Genomic DNA, 16494 nt, shown 5'->3' on the forward strand with positions numbered 1-16494 from the left:
CGCTCCGACCGCGCCGCTCCGACGACGGAGGGCTTGCCTTGACGTCGACGTGAAGGCCTACCGTCCTTGTCATGCGCATCGGCGAACTCGCGGCGCGGGCGGGCACCACCACTCGCGCGCTCAGGTACTACGAGTCGCGCGGCCTGCTCGCCGCGCGGCGCACCGGCAACGGCTACCGCACGTACGACGAGGACGACCTGCGGCTGCTCCAGCAGATCAGGACCCTTCAGGACTTCGGGTTCGATCTGGAGGAGACCCGGCCGTTCGTGGAGTGCCTGCGGGCCGGCCACCCGGCCGGTGACAGCTGCCCGGCCTCGCTCGCGGTGTACCGCCGCAAGCTGGCCGAGCTCGACGCGTTGATCGACGAGCTCGGTGCCGTACGCACCCGGGTGCGGGCCGAGCTGGCGCGGGCCGAGGTGCTGGCCACGGCGGAGGCGCCGGGCGGGCCGGAGCCGCGCTGCGAGTTGAGCCCTGGTGGCATGACCGGTGCGGCGGATGCGCGCGGGGACCGGACGACAGCGGATCTGAGGGGATGACGTGTTGATCAAGGCAGCAGACGTGGACGAGGTCACGGACGAGACGTTCGCCGAGGAGGTGACGGGGTCGGGCCTTCCGGTCCTGGTGGAGTTCACCGCCGATTGGTGCGGGCCGTGCCGGCAGCTCGCCCCCGTACTCAGTGCGATGGCGGCCGAGGAGGCGGGCCGGCTGAAGATCGTCCAGTTGGACGTGGACCGGAACCCGGAGACGACCGCGAAGTACGGCGTCCTGTCCATGCCCACCCTCATGGTCTTCGTCGACGGCGAGCCGGTGAAGTCGATGGTGGGCTCGCGCCCCAAGCGGCGGCTGCGACAGGAACTGGCCGATGTGATCTGACAGGCGACCCGAGCGGTCCCGCAAAAATGCCCCGGATGAATTGACATCCGGGGCGTTCTCCTGCGTATATTAAGTGTTTCGCGCCTTCCGATAAGAAGTCACGAAGAAGCCTTGTGGAAGCACTGTATCGCGTCAGGAGTGGAATTGTCAACCGAGGAATTTCGGAAGGAACAGCAATTCATTACCGACCTCTACCTCCGGCTCGACCAGCTGCGGGAGCAGGCCGAGGTCGCGGTGCGGTCGGCGTTGTCCCAGGTCGGCACGGGTCTACAGGCCCGGCTCGAACGGGATGTGATGGTCGCCGAACAGTCCGGGCTGCTCGGCGCGCTCGACGCGGGTGAGAACGGGCTGTGCTTCGGGCGGCTCGATTTCCAGGACGGCGCCACTCACCATGTGGGGCGCATCGGAATCCGCAGGAATGACCGGGAACGCACTCCCCTCGTGATCGACTGGCGGGCCGAAAAGGCACGCCCGTTCTATCTCGCCACCGGATATTCGCCGATGGGATTGCGGCGCAGGCGCCACATCACCACCCAGGGCCGCACCGTCACCGCGCTGCACGACGAGCTGCTCGACCTGACGGACCCGGAGCGCACCGGGCACGAGGGCGCCAACGCCGACGAGGTGCTGCTCGCCGCGCTGGATGCCGCCCGCACCGGCCGGATGCACGACATCGTGCAGACCATCCAGGCCGAGCAGGACCGCATCATCCGCGCCCCGCACCGCGGTGTGCTCGTCGTGGAGGGCGGGCCCGGGACCGGAAAGACGGTCGTCGCGCTGCACCGCGCGGCGTATCTCCTCTACGAATACCGGGAGTTGCTGGCCCGCAGGGCCGTGCTCGTGGTCGGCCCCAACCCGGCGTTCCTCGGCTACATCGGTGATGTGCTGCCCTCGCTCGGCGAGACGGGCGTGCTCCTGTCGACGATGTCCGAGCTGTTCCCCGGTGTGCACGCCACGGGTTCCGACACCCCGGAGGCCGCCGAGGTCAAGGGCCGGGCCGCCATGGCCGAGGTGCTCGCGGCGGCCGTGCGCGACCGCCAGACCGTGCCCGAGTGGGCCATCGAGATCCCGCACGACGGATACGGGACGCTCCAGTTGGACCGGGCGATGGCCGAGGACGCGCGGTGGCGGGCACGCGAGAGCAGCCTCCCGCACAACCTGGCCCGTCCGCACTTCGCCTTCCACATCATCGACGCGCTCACCGCACAGCTGGTGGAGCGCATCGGCGCCGACCCCTTCGGCGGCCCGAACCTGCTCGGCCCGGACGACGCCGCCCAGATGGGCAAGGAGATCGCGACGAGCCGTGAGGTGCACGCGGCGATCGAAGAGCTGTGGCCGATGCTGACGCCGCGGGAGTTCGTCGCGGACTTCCTGGCCGAGCCCTCCCATCTCCCGGACGCCGAAGCCAAGTTGATCCGGCGGACCGGCGGTGACTGGACGCCCGGTGATGTGCCCCTGCTCGACGAGGCGGCCGAGCTCCTCGGCGAGGACGACAGCGCGGCGCGGGCCGCCGCGGAGGCCGAGCGCCAGGACCGCATCGCCTACGCGCAGGGTGTGCTCGACCTCTCCGCGGGCTCGGAGTCCTACGAGTTCGAGGACGAGGAGTCGGAGGTGCTCGCGGCGCACAACATCATCGACGCCGAGCGGATGGCGGAGCGGCACGAGGAGGCCGACCACCGCAGCGCGGCCGAGCGCGCCGCCGCCGACCGGACCTGGGCGTTCGGGCACATCATCGTCGACGAGGCGCAGGAGCTCTCGGCGATGGCGTGGCGGCTGCTGATGCGGCGCTGCCCGACCCGCTCGATGACGCTCGTCGGCGACCCCGCGCAGACCGCGGACGCGGCGGGGGTGGGCTCCTGGGAGGGGATCCTCTCTCCGTACATCGCGCCCGGGCACTGGGAGCACGTCCGGCTCGGCGTCAACTACCGCACGCCGGCCGAGATCATGGAGGTGGCGGCCGGGGTCCTACGGGACGCGGATCCCACCTTCGTGCCGCCGAGTTCGGTCCGCTCCACCGGGGTACGCCCGTGGGCCCGGCGGGTCGCCCCCGAGGCGCTCGCGTCGGCGGTGGCGGACGCGGTCACGGCCGACCGCGGCGCGGGCCGCCTCGCGGTCATCGCTCCGGCCCCCCTGCACGCCGCGCTCCTGGCGGCCCTGCCCGACGCGTCGTGCGGTCCCGTCCCCGATCTGACGAGCGAGGTCGTGCTCCTCGACCCGCGTCAGGCGAAGGGGCTGGAGTTCGATGCGGTGCTGGTGGTGGAGCCGGGGGAGTACGGGGTCAGCGACCTGTACGTCGCGCTGACGCGGGCCACGCAGAGGCTGGGGGTGCTGGCCTCGGGGGCGCTGCCCCCGGCCCTGGACAGCTTGCCGGCCCCCTAGGGCCGGCGCGGCACCGGGGCTCCGCCCCCGGCCCCGGTGGCTCTCCCCATCCCGCCCCTTCCCTCAACCCTCCGGGGGCGGGAAGGGAGGAGAGCTCTCCGGGGCTGCGCCCCGCCCCGCCCCGCGGTCCGTCTGCGGACCGTGCGTGGCTGGTCGCGCAGTTCCCCGCGCCCCTAAAGCCTCGGTGCTGGCCCGCATCAGGCCTTTCAGCCCGTCCGGCGATTGAGGACGAGCGCCCTTAAGGCGCGAACGGGGTCTGGGGCGGAGCCCCAGGGGCCGGAACCAACCAACCCCGGGTCACGGGCGGGCGGGTGGGCAAACCCCCCGGCCCCGAACCCTAAGCCGGAGGCGCCCCCGTACTTTCGCGCGACTCCAACCGCGGCAGCGGATCCTGGAGTTGGCGCGGCGCGCCGCCGTCCAGGAGGGCGAGAAGCTGGGCCGCCGCCCGGCCCCCGAACTCGTCGGCCTTGCGCACCAGCGCCGTGAGCTGGGGATGCAGCGTATGGCAGATGACGGAGTCCTCCCAGGACACCACCGACACGTCCCGCGGGATCAGAAGCCCCCGCTCCGCCGCGACACTGACCGCCGCCACCGCCATCACCTCGTTGTCGCAGATGAGGGCCGTGGGCGGCGCCGGCGCCGAGAACAACCGCCGTGCCGCCTTCGCTCCCTGACGGTCCGTGAAGTCCGTGGTCACGGACACCGCGTGCTCCAGGCCGAGCCGCCGCGCGGCCGCCCGCAGCGACGCGATCCGGCGAGCCGTGTGCGCGAAGCCCGGCGTCCCCGCGATGTGGCCGATGCGCCGGTGGCCGAGCCCGTACAGATGGCGGACGATCAGATCCATCGCTCCGGAGTCGTCGGCCCAGATGTTGGAAAGCCGTGCCTGGCGCGGGAGTTGGGGAGCGTCGGGACTGCCCGGCGCCTCCATCCCGCCGATGATCACGGCCGGCAGGCCGAGTACCGCGAGGGTCTCGGGGCGCGGGTCCGAGACCCGGGGGTCGACCACGATGACCCCGTCCACCCGTCCCTCCGCCCACCACCGCCGGTACAGCTCGCACTCCGCCTGGACGTCGTCGACCATCTGGAACACCAGCGCCTGGTCCCGCGGCGCGAGGCTCGCCTGGATGCCCGAGACGAGCTGGAGGAAGAACGACTCTCCGCCCAGGCTGTCCGCCGGGCGGGCCAGGACCATGCCGACGGCCCCCGCGCTCTCGCCGGAGAGCGCACGCGCCGCCGAGCTGGGGCGCCAGCCGAGCCGGTCCGCGACCCGGATGACCCGGCGCCGGGTCGAATCCGACACCCCGGGGCGGTTGTTGAGCGCGAAGGACACCGCGCTGGTGGACACCCCGGCCTCTCTGGCCACGTCCTTCATCGTCGGACGGCGGGGCGGCGGCGCATCGCTTTCGATCTCGCTCATCCGCTGATGGTAACGCGGTTTAGTTGAATCGCACTAAACCGCCTTAGTAGCGTTTCGAGATTCAGGACTTTAGTCCTTTTTAGTTGCACTGACCTGCACGTTTAGTCAATCGGTCCACTTATTCGCTATTGACGGCCAATTAATGCGCGCTGCATGGTGTGCGGCAACGTCATCGGGACGAGGCGAAGGAGTCAGCCACTCATGTCCATTCATCGCAGTGTCGCGATCCGGACGGCCGTAGGTCTCGGCACCGCCCTCTCGCTCACCCTGCTCACCGCGTGCGGTGGCGGCGGGAGCGGCAAGGGGTCGGCCACCGACGGGAAGATCGAGGGCGAGATCAAGTTCCAGACCTGGAACCTCCGCGCCAACTTCAAGGATTACTTCGAAGGCGTCATCAAGGACTTCGAGAAGGCCAACCCCGGCACCACGGTGAAGTGGGTCGACCAGCCCGCCGACAACTACGCCGACAAGCTGAGCGCGGATGCCACCGCCGGCACCCTCCCCGATGTCGTGAACCTCTCCCCGGACCTCGCCTATCCGCTCGCCAAGGCCGGGACACTGCTCAACCTGGACAAGGACAAGGTCGCCGCCAAGTTCAAGCCCGAGTACCTGGACGGCGCCTGGCAGGGCTTCGACATGCCGGGACTCGACGGCTCGTACGCCTTCCCCTGGTACCTGAACACCGGACCGCTCTTCTACAACAAGTCCATGTTCAAGGACGCCGGCCTCGACCCCGACAAGGCGCCCAGGACCTTCGACGAACTCTTCGCGGACGCGGCCCAGTTGGCGGGGAAGGGCAAGGCCACCCTCGCGCAGCCGCCGACCGTCGAGGACTTCGGGCGCTACGGGGTCCAGATCATGAGCGAGGACGGGACGAAGTTCACCTTCAACGACGCCAAGGGCGTCGACTTCCTGACGAAGTATCAGGCGATGTTCAAGGAGGGCGGGCTGCACAAGCAGGCGCTGACGCTCACCGCCGAGACGGCCGGGCAGAAGTTCCTCCAGCAGGAGGTGGCCATGAACCCGGGCAGCGCCCACGACCTGGACACCTTCAAGAAGAACGCCCCGTCGCTCTACAACAGCCTCGGCATCACCGACGTACCGACCAACACCGGCAAGCAGAACATGTACTTGCAGGGTCTCTCGGTCAACTCGCAGAGCAAGAACGCCGCGACCGCCCTCGCCTTCGCGCACTTCGTCACCGACCAGAAGAACCAGGAGGACTTCGGCCACAAGGTCGCCGTCTTCCCCAGCACCAAGGGCTCGCTCGACAAGGAGTACTGGACCAAGGCCGACGGCACCGAGGAGGGCAAGATCCGGGTCGCCTCGGCCAAGATGCTGCCGACCGCGGTCAACTACACGCCGGTGCTGTTCAGCGACGAGATGAAGACGATCCTGCGCAACGAGATAGCCAAGTGCCTCCAGGGCAAGGAGTCCCCGAAGCAGGCCCTGGACAGCGCGGCGAACCAGATGACCAAGCTGATCCAGCAGAAGTGACCCGGTGACCGAGCGATGAGCACCTCCACCCCCGGCTGCCCGGCGGTCCCGGTCATGAGCACCTCCACCCCCGGCTGCCCGGCGGCCCCGGTCATGAGCACCTCCACTCCCGGCCCCCCGGCGGTCCCGGTCACGGGTACCCCCACGCCGACCGCCCGGCGGTCGCGCCCATGAGTACCCCGACCACGACCGTCGCCGCGAAGGGGGCCGCGGGCCACCCGCGCGCCGCCGCCCCCGGCCGGCGCGCGGGCCGCACCGCCGGCCGTACGCACAAGGCCTTCAGCCCCTGGCTGTTCCTGGCCCCCGGACTCCTGATCACCCTCGCCTTCAACCTGTACCCGTTCCTCGCCACGGTGTGGAAGTCGTTCACCGACGCCCGCACCCTGACCACCGGCGACTTCGTCGGCTTCGACAACTTCACGGCCCTCGTGCACGACGACCAGTTCTGGGTCGCCCTGCGCAACAGCGCCCTGTACGTGGTCCTGGTCGTGCCGTGTCTGGTCTTCCTGCCGCTGCTGCTCGCCCTCCTGGTGCAGCGCCACATCCCCGGCATCGCCTTCTTCCGGTCCGCCTACTACACGCCCGTCGTGGCGTCCGTGGTCGTCGTGGCCCTGATGTGGGTGTGGATGCTGGACGACCGCGGCTTCCTCAACGGCGTCCTGCACATGGTGGGCGTCGACCCGGTGCCGTTCCTGTCCAACCAGTGGCTGCTGCTGCTCAGTTCGATGGCCCTGACGGTGTGGAAGGGCCTCGGCTACTACATGATCATTTACCTGGCCGCGCTCGCGAACGTACCCAGGGAACTGCACGAGGCCGCCGAGGTGGACGGCGCCGGCCCGATCCGGCGCTTCGTCTCCATCACCATGCCGTCCGTGCGCTCCACGATGGTCCTGGTCGGCGCGCTCTCCTCGGTCTCCGCCTTCAAGGTCTTCACCGAGGTCTTCATGATCGCCGGCCCGACCGGGGGACCCGGCGGCGACGACACCACCCTCGTCATGCTCATCCAGCGGACCGGCACCGGTCTCCAGGGCCGCACCGGCTACGCCTCGGCCATGTCGATCGTGCTGTTCCTGCTGACCCTCGTCCTGATGCTCCTCGTGCTGCGCGCCGACCGGAAGGACAAGGACTGATGGCCGACCGGAAGGACACCCACTGATGGCCGCCGTCACCCACCACCCGGCCGCGCCCCGGCGCACCCGCGCCCCCCGCTGGCGCAAGGCCCTGCGCTACGCGGCCCTCGTCGCCGTGCTGCTCATCATGATCGGGCCGTTCCTGTGGCAGCTGTCCACCTCGCTCAAGGGCACCACCGAGGACATCTACACCTCGCCGCCCCGGCTGCTGCCCGAGCACCCCACCTTCGCCAACTACCGGGGCGTCGCGGACATCATCCCCGTCTGGGACTTCATCCTGAACTCCGTGAAGGTGGCCGTCAGCAACGTCCTGACCAACGTGATCGGCGCGGCGATGGCCGGCTACGCACTCTCCCGGCTCCGCTTCAAGGGCCGGGGCATCGCCGGCATCGTCTTCGTGCTCGCGCTCCTGGTGCCGATGGAGGCGACCATGCTGGCCCAGTTCGCCACCATGCGTTCCCTGGAACTCAACAACACCCTGGTCGCCGTGGTGCTGCCGGGCTGCATCGGCGCGATGAACGTGCTCCTGATGCGCAACGCCTTCGACAACATCCCGTACGAGATCGAAGAGGCCGCCATCGTCGACGGCGCCAACGTCTGGCAGCGCTTCACCCGGATCGCGCTGCCCGCCGTGAAGGGCACCCTCGCGGTCGTCGCGATCTTCTCCTTCATGGGCGCCTGGGACGACTTCCTGTGGCCCCTGATCGTCCTCTCGGACTCGGACCACTTCACGCTGACCGTCGGCCTGAACTTCCTGCACGGGACGTTCTCCAACAACCAGCGCGTCGTCGCGGCGGGCACCATCATCGCCGTCGCCCCGCTGATCGTGATGTTCGCCTGCCTCCAGCGGTTCTTCTTCCGCGGGGTCGGCGAGGGCGCCGTCAAGGGCTGACGCGACGCACGAGCGGGACCCTCAACTTCCTTTCCGCAGAACTACCTTGGAGTCCATCCCATGGCAGCCCCGCGCTTCGGCGTCAACTACACGCCCAGCCAAGGCTGGTTCCACCACTGGCTCGACTACGACCCGGATGCCGTCCGGACCGACCTCGACGCGATCGCGGACCTCGGCCTCGACCACGTACGCGTCTTCCCGCTCTGGCCGTACTTCCAGCCCAACCGCGCCCTGATCCGCCCCCGAGCCGTCGAGCAGCTCGTCGACCTCGCGGACGCCGCCGCCGAGCGCGGCCTGGACGTCAACGTCGACGGCCTCCAGGGGCATCTGTCGAGCTTCGACTTCCTGCCCGCCTGGACCCGGACCTGGCACCGCCGCAACCTGTTCACCGACCCCGAGGTCGTCGACGGCCAGGCCGCCTATCTGCGCACCCTGGCGGCGGCCCTCGCCGACCGGCCCAACTTCATCGGCATGACCCTCGGCAACGAGGTCAACCAGTTCTCCGCCGGGCCCCACCCCGACCCCGACCGGGCCACCGAGGCCGAGGTCGACCGCTGGCTGGAGCGGATGCTGGCGGCCTGCGCGGAGGGGGCGCCGGGCAAGCTGCACCTGCACGCCGAGTACGACGCGTGCTGGTACCAGGACGACATGCCGTTCACCCCGGCCCAGGCGGCCCGGCGCGGCGCCGTGACCGCCGTGCACTCCTGGGTCTTCAACGGCACCGCGCAACGCCACGGCCGTGCGTCGGTGCCGAGCGAGCACCACGCCGCCTACCTCGTCGAGCTGTCCAAGGCATGGGCCGACGACCCGCGCCGGCCGGTCTGGCTCCAGGAGGTCGGCGCCCCGGCCCCGCTGGTGCCGCCCGCGCACGCGGCCGCGTTCACCGAGGCGACCGTCGAGAACGCCCTGGACTGCCCCGAGCTGTGGGGCATCACCTGGTGGTGCTCCCACGACGTCTCGCGCGAGCTCGCCGACTTCCCCGAACTCGAATACGGACTGGGCCTGTTGACCAACGACGGCCGGCCCAAGGACACCGCCCGGGTGCTCGCCCGGACCGCCGCCGCGTTCCGCGAGGGGGCCCGCACCTACAGCCCGGCGCCCCGCACGACCGCGCTCGTCGTGCCCGCGGACCCGGCCGCGAGGTCCGCGTGCGCACCCGGGGGTGCCGTCTTCGAGGCGTTCTTCCGGCTCACCGCCGACGGCGCCCGGCCCACCACCGTCCTCGCCACCCGCGCCGACGACCGGGCCCACCTCGCCGCACGCGGCATCACCGACGTCGTCACGCCCGACCAGGTCCGGTGACACCTCCCCTGCGCCGAACCGGTACCGGCCGCGGCCGGCCGCCGGGCCGGTTCGGCGTGCGGACGGCGGGGGATCCTCACACCGCGCCCCATCCGGCCCCCGCCGTGCCCAACCGGCAGATCCACCCCATCCGAACGGAGCACCCTCATGCATGACGACCGCGGCCTGGTCGAAGCCCGCCTCAAGCGCGTTCTGGACGAGCGCGTCCGCCCCGCCGTGTACCCGGAGTCGGTGCCGCTGGAGGTCGCCGTCTGGAACGCACCGGGTGAGCCGGTACCGGTGGAGGAAGGCCTGGCCGCGCCGGTGACGCCGGTCGCGGTCGGTGACCTGTGGGGCCCGCCCTGGGGCACCAGCTGGTTCCGGGTGAGCGGGACCGTGCCCGAGGAGTGGGCCGGGAAGTCGGTGGAGGCCCTGCTCGACCTCGGCTTCGACGAGAACATGCCGGGCTTCCAGTGCGAGGGCCTGGTCTACCGGCCCGACGGCACCCCGGTGAAGGGGCTCAACCCCCGCAACCAGTGGGTGCGCATCGGGGCCCCGGTCGACGGCGGCGAGAAGGTCCTCCTGCACATCGAGGCCGCGTCCAACCCGGTGCTGCTCGACTACCACCCCTTCGTGCCGACGCGGCTCGGCGACATCGAGACCTCGCACCGCGACCCGCTGTACCGGCTGACCCGCATGGACCTCGCGGTGTTCGACGAGACGGTGTGGCGCCTGGTCATCGATCTGGAGGTGCTCGGCGAGCTGATGGCGGAGCTGCCCGTCGACTCGGGCCGGCGCTGGGACGTCCTGCGGGCCGTGGACCGGGCCCTGGACGCCCTCGACCTCCAGGACGTCAACGGCACCGCGCAGGCGGCCTGTTCGGAGCTGACCGGGGTCCTCTCCTCACCCGCCGAACCCTCCGCGCACCGGATCAGCGCGGTCGGCCACGCCCACATCGACTCGGCGTGGCTGTGGCCGCTGCGCGAGACGGTGCGCAAGGTGGCGCGTACGACGTCCAACATGACGGCCCTCCTGGAGGACGAACCCGAGTTCGTCTTCTCCATGTCGCAGGCCCAGCAGTGGGCCTGGATCAAGGAGCACCGGCCCGAGGTGTGGGCGAAGGTGGTCAAGGCGGTGTCCGACGGCCGATTCGTGCCGGCCGGCGGGATGTGGGTCGAGGCCGACACCAACATGCCGGGCTCGGAGGCGATGGCCCGTCAGTTCGTGCACGGCAAGCGGTTCTTCATCGACGAGTTCGGCGTCGAGAACGACGAGGCGTGGCTGCCCGACACGTTCGGCTTCGCCGCGGGTCTGCCGCAGATCATCAAGGCGGCGGGCTCCAAGTGGCTGCTCACGCAGAAGATCTCCTGGTCGCAGACCAACAAGTTCCCGCACCACACCTTCCAGTGGGAGGGCATCGACGGCACCCGGATCTTCACCCACTTCCCGCCGGTCGACACCTACAACTGCGCCATGAAGGGCAGCGAGATCGCCCACGCCGCCAAGAACTTCAAGGACAAGGGCGTCGCCCGGCACTCGCTCGCGCCGACCGGCTGGGGCGACGGAGGCGGCGGCACCACCCGGGAGATGATCGCGAAGGCGGCCCGGCTGCGCGACCTGGAGGGCAGCGCGCAGGTCGTGTGGGAGACCCCGGCCGAGTTCTTCGCGAAGGCGGAGGCGGAGTACAGGAATCCGCCGGTGTGGGTGGGCGAGCTGTACCTGGAGCTGCACCGGGCCACCCTGACCAGCCAGGCGAAGACGAAGCAGGGCAACCGCAGGAGTGAGCACCTCCTGCGCGAGGCGGAGCTGTGGTCCGCGACGGCGGCGGTGCGGGTGCCCGAATTCGCCTATCCCTACGAGGAGTTGGACCGCATCTGGAAGACGGTCCTGCTGCACCAGTTCCACGACATCCTGCCGGGGTCCTCGATCGCCTGGGTGCACCGCGAGGCGGAGAAGACGTACGCGGCGGTCGCGGCCGAGCTGACCGGCCTCATCGACAGGGCCCAGCGCGCGCTCGCGGGCGACGGCACCCGGACCCTGGTCTTCAACGCGGCCCCGCACGCCCGGCACGGCGTCGCGGCCGGCGGGGCCGAGGTGGCGACGGGTGAGGGGCCGGCCGAGCCGGCGGAGCGCCCGGGCGGGGGCTTCGTCCTCAGCAACGGCCTCCTGCGGGTGGAGATCGACGGGCGCGGCCTGGTCGTCTCGGCGTACGACCTGACGGCCGGCCGGGAGACGATCGCGCCGGGACACCCCGCGAACCTGCTCCAGATGCACCCCGACTTCCCGAACATGTGGGACGCGTGGGACGTGGACGCGTTCTACCGCAACACGGTGACCGACCTGGTCGAGGCGGACGAGGTGACGGCGGGCGACGGCCCTTCGGTGCGGGTGGTGCGCTCCTTCGGCTCCTCGAAGGCGACCCAGACCCTGACCCTGGCCCCCGGGGCATCCCGTCTCGACATCCTCACGGAGGTCGACTGGCACGAGACGGAGAAGTTCCTGAAGCTCGCCTTCCCGCTGGACGTGCACGCCGAGCGGTACGCGTCGGAGACCCAGTTCGGGCACTTCTACCGCGCCACGCACACCAACACGAGCTGGGAGGCCGCCAAGTTCGAGGCCTGCAACCACCGCTTCGTGCACCTGGAGGAGCCGGGCTGGGGCGTGGCCCTGGTCACCGACTCGACGTACGGCCACGACGTGACGCGTACGGTACGGCCGGACGACTCGGGTACGACGACGACCCTGCGGGTCTCGCTGCTCCGCGCTCCCCGCTTCCCGGACCCGGAGACCGACCAGGGCGCGCACCGCTTCCGCCATGCGCTGGTACCGGGCGCGACGATCGGCGACGCGGTGCGCGAGGGGTACGTCGTGAACCTGCCCGAACGGACGGCGCCGGGGGCCGGCCCGGTCGAGCCGCTGGTGGTGGTCGACAACGACGCGGTGGTCGTGACGGCCGTGAAGCTGGCGGACGACGGCAGCGGGGATGTGGTGGTCCGCTTCCACGAGGCGTGCGGAGGGCGGGCGCGGGCCACCTTGGCCCCGGGCTTCCCGACGGCGTCGGTCACGACGACCGACCTCCTGGAACGCCCGCTCGGGGAGCCGGAGTCGACGTCCGGCCCGGTGGAGCTGACCCTGCGCCCCTTCGAACTGCGCACACTGCGGTTCACCCGGGCGTAGCCGCACCGGGCACGCCGCCGCGCCCCGGCCGATCCTCACCGGCCGGGGCGCGGCGGCCCCCGGTCACACCGGCCGGAACCAGACCGTCCCCAGCGGCGGCAGCGTCAGGCTGAGGGAGACCGGCCGCCCGTGGGACTCGATCGCCTCCGGCTTCAGGGGGTCCGGGTTGCCGACGCCGCCCCCGCCGTAGCGGGACTCGTCCGTGTTGAGGACCTCCTGCCAGGCACCCGCCCCTTCCGGCACGCCCAGGCGGTACTCGGCGCGCACCACCGGCGAGAAGTTGGACACCGACAGGAGCGGGGCGCCCGCCGCGTCGTGGCGCAGGAACGCGAAGACGTTGTCCTCGGCCGCGTCGCCCGCGATCCACGAGAAGCCCGACGGGTCGGTGTCGCGCTCCCACAGGGCGGGCTGTGCCGCGTACACCGTGTTCAGATCGCGGACCAGGTCGCGCACGCCCCGGTGGTCCGGCTCGGCGCTGTAGGAGGGGTCCAGCAGCCACCAGTCCGGGCCGTGGCCCTCGGACCACTCGGCGCCCTGCGCGAACTCCTGCCCCATGAAGAGGAGTTGCTTGCCGGGGTGGGCCCACATGAAGCCCAGGTAGGCGCGGTGGGTGGCGCGCTGCTGCCACCAGTCGCCGGGCATCTTCGACACCAGGGCGCGCTTGCCGTGGACCACCTCGTCGTGCGAGATCGGCAGCACGTAGTTCTCGCTGTACGCGTACACCATGGAGAACGTCATCTCGCTGTGGTGGTACTTGCGGTGCACCGGCTCGTGCTGGACGTAGCCGAGTGAGTCGTGCATCCAGCCCATGTTCCACTTCAGGCCGAAGCCCAGGCCGCCGTGGTCGGTCCGCCGGGTCACCCCGTCCCAGGCCGTCGACTCCTCGGCGACGGTCACGACTCCGGGGCAGCGCCGGTAGACGGTCGCGTTCATCTCCTGGAGGAAGGCCACCGCGTCCAGGTTCTCGCGGCCGCCGTGCTCGTTGGGGGTCCACTCGCCGTGCTCGCGCGAGTAGTCCAGGTAGAGCATGGAGGCCACCGCGTCCACCCGCAGCCCGTCGACGTGGAACTCCTCACACCAGTAAGTGGCGTTCGCGACAAGAAAGTTGCGCACCTCCTTGCGGCCGTAGTCGAACTCCAGGGTGCCCCAGTCGGGGTGCTCGGCGCGCAGCGGGTCCTCGTGCTCGTACAGCGTGCGCCCGTCGAACTCGGCCAGCGCCCAGTCGTCCTTGGGGAAGTGTGCCGGCACCCAGTCCACGAGCACCCCGATGCCCGCCTCGTGCAGCGCGTCCACCAGGAAACGGAAGTCGTCGGGCGTGCCCATCCGGGACGTCGGGGCATAGAAGCCGGTGACCTGGTAGCCCCACGATCCGCCGTAGGGATGCTCCGCCACCGGCAGGAACTCCACGTGCGTGAATCCCAGGTCCTTGACGTAGGCGGGCAGCTGGTCGGCCAGCTGGCGGTACGTCAGACGGGGCCGCCAGGAGGCCAGATGGACCTCGTACACGGAGAACGGCGCCTCGTGCACCGGCCGTGCGGCCCGTCGTGCCATCCACTCCTGGTCGCGCCAGACGTGGTGCGACTCGGTGACGATCGAGGCGTTGGCGGGCGGCACCTCCGTGCGCTGGGCCATCGGGTCGGCGCGCAGGGTGTGGCTGCCGTCCGGGCGCATGATCTCGAACTTGTACAGGGCCCCGTCGCCCACCCCCGGCAGGAACAGCTCCCACACCCCGGTCGAGCCGAGCGAGCGCATGGGGTGCGCGGTCCCGTTCCAGTAGCTGAAGTCCCCGGTGACGCGCACCCCTTGGGCATTGGGCGCCCAGACCGTGAAGCGGGTGCCGGTCACGCCCTGGTGGGTCATCGGACGGGCGCCGAGCGCCGTCCACAGCTCCTCGTGGCGGCCCTCGCCGATCAGATACAGGTCCAGGTCACCGAGCGAGGGCAGGAAGCGGTACGGGTCCTGGACCTCGACCTCGGCGTCCGCGTAGCTGACGAGCAGCGTGTAGTCGGGGATCTCGCTCAGCGGCAGCACCCCGGAGAACAGCCCGTCGCCGTCGTCGTGGAGCTCGGCGCGCAGCCCCTTGCCGAGCACGGTCACGGCCTCGGCGAACGGGCGCAGCGCCCGGAACACCACCCCGCCGCGCGTCGGATGCGCGCCGAGCAGGGAGTGCGGGTCGTGGTGCCCGCCCGCGAGCAGGCGGCCCCGCTCCGCCGCGTCGAGGGCCGGTGCGGGCCGTACGCCGCGGCTCGCGGCCCGGCGCGGCGCGGGCGGCTTCTTGGCGGCCTTGGCCGGCGCCTTGGCCGGCTTCGCCGGGGCCTTGGCGGGCTTCGCCGCCACGGGTTCGGCGGTGCCGGGAGCGGGCTCGGAGGAGTTGCGGGCGGAGCGGGGGGTCACGGGGTCGGCCTCCTCAAGTGGGGTCATTCCAGGACGAGTTCAGGCACCGGCCAGACGGCGGACCGCCGCCATCGGCACGGCCAGCCAGTCGGGTCGGTGCCGGGCCTCGTAGAGCACCTCGTACACCGCCTTGTCGGTCTCGTACGCGCGCAGCAGCTCGGGGGTGTCGCGCGGGTCGGAGCCCGACCGGGCCGCGTATCCGTCGCAGTACGCGGCCCGGCACTCCTTGGCCCACTGCGGGTCGGGGGGCCGCGCGGTGCAGGACGCGTAGTCGAAGGAGCGGAGCATGCCCGCGACGTCGCGGACGGGGGGCTGGGGGCGGCGGCGCTCGGCGAGCGGGCGGGCCGGCTCGCCCTCGAAGTCGATCACCGACCAGGATCCGTCGGCGGGCCGCAGTGCCTGCCCCAGGTGCAGATCGCCGTGCACGCGCTGGGCGGTGCCCGCCGAATCGAGGGCCGCGACCGCCTCGAAGGCGGCCCGCAGGCCCGGTACGTGGGGTGCGAGCGCGGGCACCGCCTGGGCGGTGGCGTCTAGGCGCTCGGTCATCGCGGCGGCGATGGCGGCCGTCTGCGGCCGGCCGAGGGTGACCGGGGGGAAGGCGTCGGCCAGGGCCAGGTGCACCTCGGCGGTGGCCTGCCCGAGCTCGAACGCCTGCCGGGCGAAGGGCCGGTTCTGGGCGAGCGAGGCGAGCGCCAGGGTCCAGCCGTCGTCGGCGCCGCGCAGGAACGGCTGGAGCACGCCGAGGGTGGCCTCCTCCGGCTCGCAGGTGCGGAACCAGGCGGCGGGCGCCGGCACCCGGGCGCAGCCCTCGCGGGCCAGGGCCCACGGCAGCTCCAGATCGGGATTGACGCCCGGCTGCACCCGCCGGAAGACCTTGAGAATGAACGTATCTCCGTACACCAGTGAGGAGTTGGACTGCTCGACGCCGAGCAGGCGCGGCGCGAGGCCCGGCGGGATCGTCACCTCGGGGTCGTGCTCGAAGCTGAGCGGTCCGACCGTGCCCGGGGTGCGCAGCCGCTCCAGGAGCAGCGCCGCGGACTGCGGGTCCTGGAGGGCGTCGTAGACGGTCCGGCCGGCCAGCGGGCCCTGGCTCGCGCGGCCGATGAGGGCGGGAGCGAGCCGTGGCGGGAGCTGGTCGCGTACGCCGATCAGGAGCTGGTAGCAGTCGGCCGGCACCGGCGCCGCGTCGGCGGGCAGCGCCAGTGGTGCGTGCTCGGTGCGGACGAGCAGATGCAGGAAGCCGGGCAGCAGCTCGGTCGCGGTGAGCAGCACGAAGTCGGTCACGGGCCGCCCCTTGCCCGCGAACCAGCGCTGCCGGGGCAGCCATTCGTGCAGGAGCGGGGCGAGCGAGGTCAGTAGCCGGGTGGGTGGGAGGCCGGTGGTACGGGGCGGTGCGGCCTTCGGCATGGCGGCGCGTCCTTTCCCCGGGCACACAATCGATTTGCGCAGAGTGT

At 71.4% G+C, this 16494-nt stretch carries 11 protein-coding genes; 8 read left to right on the plus strand and 3 right to left on the minus strand.

Annotated elements, in window-relative coordinates; all coding sequences use genetic code 11:
- Positions 1 to 71 precede the first annotated feature (71 nt).
- The 3 genes from ACFYNP_RS27150 (at position 72) to ACFYNP_RS27160 (ending at position 3252) form a co-directional block, all read left to right on the plus strand.
- Positions 72 to 536 (plus strand): MerR family transcriptional regulator, encoded by a 465-nt coding sequence (locus tag ACFYNP_RS27150; RefSeq protein WP_388788949.1) that lies wholly within the window; start codon positions 72 to 74, stop codon positions 534 to 536.
- Positions 537 to 540: 4 nt separating this feature from the next.
- Positions 541 to 873 (plus strand): thioredoxin, encoded by a 333-nt coding sequence (gene trxA / locus ACFYNP_RS27155; RefSeq protein WP_388788953.1) that lies wholly within the window; start codon positions 541 to 543, stop codon positions 871 to 873.
- Positions 874 to 1017: 144 nt separating this feature from the next.
- Entirely contained in the window at positions 1018 to 3252 is a 2235-nt protein-coding gene (locus ACFYNP_RS27160; RefSeq protein WP_388788955.1) for a HelD family protein, read from the plus strand.
- Between the two features lie 337 nt (positions 3253 to 3589).
- Here the strand turns inward: ACFYNP_RS27160 and ACFYNP_RS27165 are convergent, their stop codons facing one another.
- Positions 3590 to 4669 (minus strand): LacI family DNA-binding transcriptional regulator, encoded by a 1080-nt coding sequence (locus ACFYNP_RS27165; RefSeq protein ID WP_388411897.1) that lies wholly within the window; start codon positions 4667 to 4669, stop codon positions 3590 to 3592.
- A gap of 201 nt (positions 4670 to 4870) precedes the next feature.
- Between ACFYNP_RS27165 and ACFYNP_RS27170 the strand changes: the two genes are divergently transcribed.
- The 5 genes from ACFYNP_RS27170 (at position 4871) to ACFYNP_RS27190 (ending at position 12646) form a co-directional block, all read left to right on the plus strand.
- Positions 4871 to 6166, plus strand: a complete 1296-nt coding sequence (locus ACFYNP_RS27170; RefSeq protein ID WP_388788957.1) for an ABC transporter substrate-binding protein — start codon at positions 4871 to 4873, stop codon at positions 6164 to 6166.
- Positions 6167 to 6336: 170 nt separating this feature from the next.
- The gene (locus ACFYNP_RS27175; protein ID WP_388788959.1) at positions 6337 to 7296 is read left to right on the plus strand and encodes a carbohydrate ABC transporter permease; all 960 of its coding nucleotides are present in this window, start codon (positions 6337 to 6339) and stop codon (positions 7294 to 7296) included.
- A gap of 25 nt (positions 7297 to 7321) precedes the next feature.
- Positions 7322 to 8188 carry a carbohydrate ABC transporter permease gene (locus ACFYNP_RS27180; RefSeq protein WP_388411903.1) on the plus strand — a complete coding sequence of 289 codons (867 nt, stop codon included), beginning with the start codon at positions 7322 to 7324 and terminating at the stop codon, positions 8186 to 8188.
- A gap of 60 nt (positions 8189 to 8248) precedes the next feature.
- The gene (locus tag ACFYNP_RS27185) at positions 8249 to 9490 is read left to right on the plus strand and encodes a glycosyl hydrolase (protein WP_388788961.1); all 1242 of its coding nucleotides are present in this window, start codon (positions 8249 to 8251) and stop codon (positions 9488 to 9490) included.
- 147 nt (positions 9491 to 9637) lie between these two features.
- Positions 9638 to 12646: an alpha-mannosidase gene (locus tag ACFYNP_RS27190; RefSeq protein WP_388788963.1), complete on the plus strand. Its 3009-nt coding sequence runs from the start codon at positions 9638 to 9640 to the stop codon at positions 12644 to 12646.
- 63 nt (positions 12647 to 12709) lie between these two features.
- On the opposite strand, the gene glgB is transcribed toward ACFYNP_RS27190, so the two are convergent.
- Together glgB and ACFYNP_RS27200 are read right to left on the minus strand one after the other, a co-directional pair.
- Complete coding sequence (gene glgB, locus ACFYNP_RS27195; RefSeq protein WP_388411908.1) at positions 12710 to 15067, minus strand: 1,4-alpha-glucan branching enzyme; 2358 nt, start codon at positions 15065 to 15067, stop codon at positions 12710 to 12712.
- Between the two features lie 12 nt (positions 15068 to 15079).
- Positions 15080 to 16447: a maltokinase gene (locus tag ACFYNP_RS27200; protein ID WP_388788966.1), complete on the minus strand. Its 1368-nt coding sequence runs from the start codon at positions 16445 to 16447 to the stop codon at positions 15080 to 15082.
- Between the last annotated feature and the right edge of the window lie 47 nt (positions 16448 to 16494).

It is taken from the genome of Streptomyces sp. NPDC006691 (assembly GCF_042869955.1).
Taxonomy (GTDB): Bacteria; Actinomycetota; Actinomycetes; order Streptomycetales; family Streptomycetaceae; genus Streptomyces.